The 6917-nt window shown below is 72.3% G+C and carries 5 protein-coding genes; 2 read left to right on the top strand and 3 right to left on the bottom strand.

The window, feature by feature from the left end:
* The coding region (locus NBZ83_RS28580; protein WP_261576178.1) for a DUF4407 domain-containing protein at positions 1-245 on the bottom strand (245 nt) is incomplete at its 3' end.
* 267 nt (positions 246-512) lie between these two features.
* On the opposite strand from NBZ83_RS28580, the gene NBZ83_RS28575 reads away from it, so the two are divergent.
* On the top strand, positions 513-956 hold the full coding sequence (locus NBZ83_RS28575; RefSeq protein ID WP_261564486.1) for an SRPBCC family protein: 444 nt from the start codon (positions 513-515) through the stop codon (positions 954-956).
* A gap of 43 nt (positions 957-999) precedes the next feature.
* On the opposite strand, the gene NBZ83_RS28570 is transcribed toward NBZ83_RS28575, so the two are convergent.
* Both NBZ83_RS28570 and NBZ83_RS28565 read right to left on the bottom strand, forming a co-directional pair.
* Positions 1000-1791: a lysozyme family protein gene (locus NBZ83_RS28570; protein WP_261564488.1), complete on the bottom strand. Its 792-nt coding sequence runs from the start codon at positions 1789-1791 to the stop codon at positions 1000-1002.
* A 52-nt stretch (positions 1792-1843) separates the two neighbouring features.
* Positions 1844-3097 (bottom strand): sensor histidine kinase, encoded by a 1254-nt coding sequence (locus tag NBZ83_RS28565; RefSeq protein WP_261564489.1) that lies wholly within the window; start codon positions 3095-3097, stop codon positions 1844-1846.
* Positions 3098-3530: 433 nt separating this feature from the next.
* On the opposite strand from NBZ83_RS28565, the gene NBZ83_RS28560 reads away from it, so the two are divergent.
* Positions 3531-6215 carry a Tex family protein gene (locus tag NBZ83_RS28560; protein WP_261576177.1) on the top strand — a complete coding sequence of 895 codons (2685 nt, stop codon included), beginning with the start codon at positions 3531-3533 and terminating at the stop codon, positions 6213-6215.
* Positions 6216-6917: the final 702 nt, after the last annotated feature.

The raw sequence follows: 6917 nt of genomic DNA, 5'->3' as shown, positions 1-6917 counted from the left end.
GGCCTGGCCCGACCCACCAGCACCGTCCCGTCCCGCCCGTGACGGTACGGCCGCGTGGACAGCAGCACCGAGCGGTCAATGAAGAAGATCACCGCCGCGTAGAACAGGCCGAACGGGAGCGCGCCGAGGGTCGAGCGATGCAGGCCCATCCCGGCGACCGTCGCCCCCGCGTAGGTGGCGAGTCCGGCGGTCAGCAGCATCAGTGCACCGGCGGTGACGAAGCGGGGCCGGTCCTGCGGAGCCACCGCGCGGCTGTCCGCACCGGCGCAGAAGACCAACAGATCGCCGAAGGCCCGCGGATACCCTGGCCACACGCGAGAAATCGGCCTACCCCCCGTCGGCGCCCAGTTGGCTGCGGCCCGCCTCGGGCCCGCCACCAGCATCCCCGGCAATGTAACTCTGCGTAGCGGAGTCGGCCATCCCGGCCGGCGCTCGGACGGCCCTGGTGCGGCTCGCCGGCCGGCGTGCGAGTCTGATCGGTGCGGACGCCCGGCAGCGTGGGAGGAACAGCGGTGGCACAGATCAAGGTCGTGGTCCAGCGGGCCGTGCCCGGCACTCCCGAGCAGGTCGTCGCGAAGCTGGCCGACTACCAGGGCGCCCGGGCCCGGTCCTGGCCGGAGAACGTCTCGGAGTACCGGGTGCTGGCGGGCGGCACCGGCGCGGGCAGCCGGATCGCCTACCGGCTGCAGGCCACCCGCAAGCGGGTCCGCCAGGTCGACGCGACGGTGTCCGCACCGGATCCGACCACCCTGGTCGAAGTGGACCAGAACTCCTCGCTGCAGACCCGGTGGCAGGTGGCGCCCGGTGCCGGCGAGCAGCAGAGCACTGTCACGGCGACTACCACCTGGGACGGCGCCGGCGGGGTCGGCGGCTTCTTCGAGCGCACCTTCGCTCCGATCGGCATTCGCCGGCTGAACACCGCGGTCCTGGACAAGGTCACAGACCAGCCTGGCTGACCCGCGCCACGGGGGCCTCTCGGCGGCGAGCCGGCCACCACGGTTACCAGACGCGGGCCAGGACGTTGCTGACGTAGCCGTTCATTCGGTCAAGTTTGGGTTTGTCGGCCGGATCGGCGGCGGACAGTTCACCCTGGGCCCACTGCGCGGCCCAGGTCGGGACGTTGTGCGCGGCAATGACGTACAGCCAGTTGTGGCCCCAGCGGTCGGAATCAAATCGTTCTCGCATCGCCCGGGCGGTGGAGTCGAGCGCCCAGTAGGGATCGAGCGCCCGGGCGGTGGTGACCTCGGGAAGTGTGGTGTTCCACTGACAGAGCCCGAAATCCGAGCTGGTCCAGTAACCGACCGCGCCCGGGTCCCAGTTACTCTCGATGGTGGTGATTCCGCGCAGCAATCCGCGGGGGACGGTGTACTTCAACGCGTAACGGTCCGCAATCGGCATGAACAACGCGTACGACGTCTCCTTGTTGACGAATCCCGTTGGGCTGTACTCGACCGTTGGCAGGTACATGTCACGGTTGATCACCGGCTGCAGCTTTTCCTGGAAGGCGGCGACGGCCGCCCTGGTGGCAGCGGTGAAGTGGCCGTCGGTCGGCACCGGGGTGCCCGGCCCGCCGTGCCAGTTCAGCGCCCGGCTGATCGCGGTGACGCCGGCCCGGACGGCAAGGTTGTCCGCGTCGGTGCTGCCGGCGGGCGGGGCCTCGCCCGCGCCGACCCCGTAGCACCGGCCCGGCCCGGCGGCGGATCCGCCGTCCGCCGGGGCCAGGGTGCCGCCCCGGCCGTCCGCGGGCCAGGCGCCGCGCCCGACCCGGATGCGCTCCTGTGATGTCACCATCGTCTCCTCCCCCGCCGGCCCCGCCGGGCATGCGCATCGGCGCCGCGACCGATCAGACGTACATGAACATCCGCACGGTCGTGCCGGCACGCTCCGAGCGGAGCTGCACGAGATCGCAGAGCTGGTTGACGAGCCAGAGCCCGCGCCCACCGCTGAGGTCGAGGTCCGGGCGCCGTCGCCCGGCGAGCCGATCGGCGAGCTGACCGGAGTCGGTGACCTCGCAGATCAGGCAGCCATCGCCGCTCCAGAAGCGCGCGACTCCCCGCCCGCCGCCGTGGCGGATGCTGTTCGTCGCGACCTCGTGCACGGCGAGTTCGAGATCGCCAGCTCGGTCCTCCCCCAGCCCGTCGGCGCGGGCCGCACGGGTCGCCGCCGCGCGAACCAGACCGAGGTCAGGCGGGCCGAACGCGATCTCGGCCTGCGGGTGACCCAGATCCGGCAGCGGCTCGGAAAGCGGATCCGAGCGGGTGGCCTCGCCGGGCCGGGTATGCGAATCGGCCCCGCCACCCGGGCCGGCGGCAACGCCTGCCGCGACGGCCACGGCGGCCACGGCGGCGTCGGTCACCGCCGCGGTGGCGACAGCGGCGACAGCGGCGACAGAGGTGGCACTGGCAGAGGTGACGCCGGTGTCGGCCACCACGGAGGCGGCGGAGGCGGCGGAGGCGGCCCCGGCATCGGCCACCGCGACGACGACGGAGGCGGCAGCGGCCGTCACCGAAGCGGGGGAAACAGCGGCCGGCCCGGCCGGCGGCCGATAGCGCGTGCTGATGCGACCGAGCCCGCCGTCCACCACCACCGGATGGGTCTGCCACACCTCGTCAGCGGTCAGCGAACTGAGCGTGGTCACCTCGTAGGGGCAGCGCAGCCGCCAGGCCGGCGGGGCCACGAACGCCTCGTTGAGCAGGGCCTCGTGGAGCATGCATTCCCGCTGTTCGGGGACGGAACGCCCGGACCACAGCGGCTCGCCGATCCCGCGGATGGTCCGACCCCGTTCGATCCCGAGGTCGAGGAATTCCTGCCAGGCCGGGATGATACGCGCCGGATTCCGGCCGACCTCGGTCATATCGACAAAAGTGACCCGACTCGCGGCTCGACCGAGCGCGACGCGGAGAAGCGCCGTCCGCGGCCGCGTCACCGCCACGAGAACATCCTCGTCCGCCGCCAGACCGGCGAGGATGAAATCCCTGGTCGCGGCAAGGAAGCCGACGTCACCGTGGTACAGAAAAGCCTCGTGCCGAATGCCACCGACACCGGTCGGACTGAGGGCCGAGCCACGGATGGGGCCCAGAGTACTCTCCCGACTCACTCCGCCGCCCTGCGTCGCAAACCGGCGGCGGACGGCACCGGCGCGAGCGCACCGTATCCGACCGGGCCCGGCTTGGAATGCGGAGAATAACAGCGTCCCGCACTCGCGGCCCCATCCCCCATGCGCACGCGCACATCATAGGTCATGTCGAACCAATGGGATATGCCGAGCAACGTAATCGAACGGGACGGATCACACCGGATCACACCGGACCAGCCACCACCACGGCGGATGATCTCGACCGGCGGCGGCTCGGGCCGATCGTCGCACCATCGCCGATCGGCGACGGCCGGCGGATCAGCCCGGATGACCGCCCGAACGGAAAGCGGCAGGTGATCGCCCGTAGTCTCGCAGTCAGCGCGGATCGGCCGGACGGCCCGGCACCGTGCATCGCGCACAGCACCGACGAGGACGAGAAGGCGGATCAGGCATTGTGACGACGACATCTGTCCCGCAGCGGTCCATCCATCAGCGGATCGCCGACGAGCTCGGCGTGCGCCAGGGGCAGGTGACGGCGGCGGTCGACCTGCTCGACGGGGGCGCCACCGTGCCCTTCATCGCCCGCTACCGCAAGGAGGCGACGGGCACCCTCGACGACACCCAGCTACGCACCCTGGAGGAGCGGCTGCGCTACCTGCGGGAGCTGGAGGAGCGGCGCACGGCGGTGCTGGAGTCCATCCGCGCCCAGGACAAGCTCGACGACGCCCTCGAGGCGCAGATTCTGGCCGCGGATTCCAAGGCCCGCCTGGAGGACATCTACCTGCCGTACAAGCCCAAGCGGCGGACGAAGGCACAGATCGCCCGCGAGGCGGGCCTGGAGCCGCTGGCGCTGGCCCTGCTGGCCGACCCCACCGGAGACCCGCACGGCACGGCGAGCGGCTACGTCGACGCGGACAAGGGGGTGGCGGACGCCGGCGCCGCGTTGGAGGGCGCGCGGGCGATCCTCGTCGAGCGGTTCGGCGAGGACGCCGACCTCATCGGCGCGCTGCGGGAGCAGATGTGGTCCCGTGGCGTGCTCGTCTCCCGGGTCCGGGAGGGCAAACAGGAGGCCGGCGCGAAGTTCGCCGACTACTTCGACTTCTCCGAGCCGTTCACCTCGCTGCCCTCGCACCGCATCCTGGCCGCGTTCCGGGGCGAGAAGGAGGAGATTCTCGACCTCACCCTGGAGCCGGACACCCCGCCCGAGCCTGGCGCCCCGCCCGTGCCCGGGCCGACGAGCTACGAGCAGCGGATCGCCGAGACGTTCGGGATCTCCGACGCGGGCCGGCCGGCGGACCGTTGGCTCGTCGACACCGTCCGCTGGGCCTGGCGCACCCGCATCATCGTCCACCTCGGGGTGGACCTGCGGATGCGGCTGTGGACGGCGGCGGAGGACACCGCCGTGCGCGTGTTCGCGGCCAACCTGCGCGACCTGCTGCTCGCGGCGCCGGCCGGCAGCCGGGCGACGATGGGCCTGGACCCGGGGTACCGCACGGGCGTGAAGGTCGCGGTGGTCGACGCAACCGGCAAGGCGGTCGCCACGGACACCATCCATCCCCACGTCCCGGCCCGGCGCTGGGACGAGTCGATCGCCACCCTGGCCCGCCTCGCCGCCGAACATCACGTCGACCTGATCTCGATCGGAAACGGGACGGCCTCCCGGGAGACCGACAAGCTGGCCGACGATCTCATCCGCCGGCATCCGGAGCTGTCGCTGACGAAGGTGACCGTCTCCGAGGCGGGGGCGTCGGTGTATTCGGCGTCCGCCTACGCCTCGGCCGAGCTGCCCGGGATGGACGTCTCGCTGCGCGGCGCGGTCTCGATCGCCCGTCGTCTGCAGGACCCGCTCGCCGAGCTCGTCAAAATCGATCCGAAGTCGATCGGGGTGGGCCAGTACCAGCACGACCTGGCCGAGGCGCGGCTGTCGTCGTCCCTCGACGCCGTGGTGGAGGACTGCGTGAACGCCGTCGGGGTGGACGTCAACACCGCGTCGGCGCCGCTGCTGACCCGGGTTTCCGGAATCGGGGCGGGCCTCGCCGAGAACCTGGTCCGCCACCGCGACGCCAACGGCCCGTTCCGCACCCGCGAGGCGCTGCGGGACGTGCCCCGGCTCGGGCCGAAGGCGTTCGAGCAGTGTGCCGGCTTCCTGCGCATCCGCGGCGGGGACGACCCGTTGGACGGCTCCAGCGTGCACCCCGAGTCCTACCCGGTGGTCCGGCGCATGCTCGCGGCCACCGGCGGAGAGCTGAACACCCTCATCGGTAACGGCGCCGTGCTGCGGTCGCTGAAGCCGACCGAGTTCGTCGATGACACCGTCGGACTGCCGACGGTCACCGACATCCTCGCCGAGCTGGAGAAGCCGGGGCGCGACCCGCGGCCGGCGTTCCGCACGGCGGCGTTCACCGAGGGCATCGAGACCCTCGCGGACCTGACCCCCGGGATGACGCTGGAGGGCACCGTGACGAACGTGGCCGCGTTCGGTGCCTTCGTCGACGTCGGCGTGCACCAGGACGGCCTGGTGCACGTCTCGGCGATGTCGAAGAACTTCGTCAGCGACCCGCGGGAGGTCGCCAAGCCCGGCGACATCGTCACGGTGAAGGTTCTCGATGTCGACATCCCGCGCAAGCGGATCTCGCTGACGCTACGCCTGGACGACGAGATCGGAGCGCCGGCGGGCGGCGGGGGGCGCGGTTCGGGAGGCTCCGGGCGCCGCGGTAGCGCGGGTGCCGGTAGCCCGGGTGCCGGTACCGGTAGCCCGGGTGCCGGTACCGGTAGCCCGGGTGGCGAACGGCGGAGCTCGGGCGGCAGCAACGTCGGCGTGGGTCGGGAGGGCGCGCGTCGCGGCGAGGCTGGCGGTGAGCGCCGGGACGGTGCGGGCGGCCGAGGCCGTGGCGCCGGCGGCCGGGACGGATCGGCCGGTCGGGGGCCCGGCGCACGCGGTGGTGGCCGGGGCGGCGCCGGTTCCGGTAGCGGCGCGGGTGGTGGCCGGAGCGGTGCCGGTTCCGGTAGCGGCGCGGGTGGCGGTCGAGGCGGGCGCGGTGGTGCGCCGGACGGGGCCATCGCCGATGCGCTGCGGCGGGCCGGGATCGTCACCGGCGACCAGATCACCCTCGACGGCTCCGGTCGCAAGCGGGGCTGACCTCGCCCGGGGGGCAGCCGGCGAGTCTCGGCGGCCCCCTGTGGGTCGGGACGTGGGGGCACCGTCCCGACCCGCCACGCGGGCCTCCCCGGCTCTGCCGATGGCCTGAAAGTGCCAGAGACCGCCCCCGACGGGGTCCTCGCGGGCACCAGCGTCGCCAGGAGCCGATGAGCAGCGAATCTACGAGACGGTGACGCGGCATTGCCGGATTCGGTCAGATGCCGCTAAATCGTCATTAATGCTTCCCGCAAACGGGGCATTTCGGGAGTGCGGCCCGCAAGATAGGCCGCCTGCGCATATCCGGCACCGCCACCTCTGACAGGATCACCCCCTTGTCCGGGGATGGTCCCGGCCCGTCCCGGGACCATCCGGGGACAACACCGACCCATCCCTGCCACTAGAGGTCGCTCGTCCCGCTCAATGCTGGTTACTGACAATCGGCGAGCCGCGCCTGCGTGCTTAGGCTGTCCGCATCGCCGCTGGCCTGGGCCGCCCACCGCAGCCGGCCCTGGAACCCCGTCCATCGATGGGACCGGCGACAAAGGCGAGACCGGGGGGTCGAAACCGTGCCAGTCACGTATCTGGGTCGACGCACGTCCCACCCCGAGCGTGCCCACGACCCACGGTGCACCTTCGGTGGCCTCCCGGACCGTCCACGCGTGCTCACCACCAGCCGCTGACGAGGACCCGCCCCATGCCGAC

The organism is Frankia gtarii, from assembly GCF_025403375.1.
GTDB classification, from domain to species: Bacteria; Actinomycetota; Actinomycetes; order Frankiales; family Frankiaceae; genus Frankia; species Frankia gtarii.
Note: the sequence above shows the minus strand (reverse complement) of the source record. Positions and strands in the feature narration are given on the sequence as shown.

Excerpts from the sequence above, each read along its gene's own strand:
- NBZ83_RS28570 (WP_261564488.1), bottom strand. The coding sequence starts at position 1,791 with ATGGTGACATCACAGGAGCGCATCCGGGTCGGGCGCGGCGCCTGGCCC.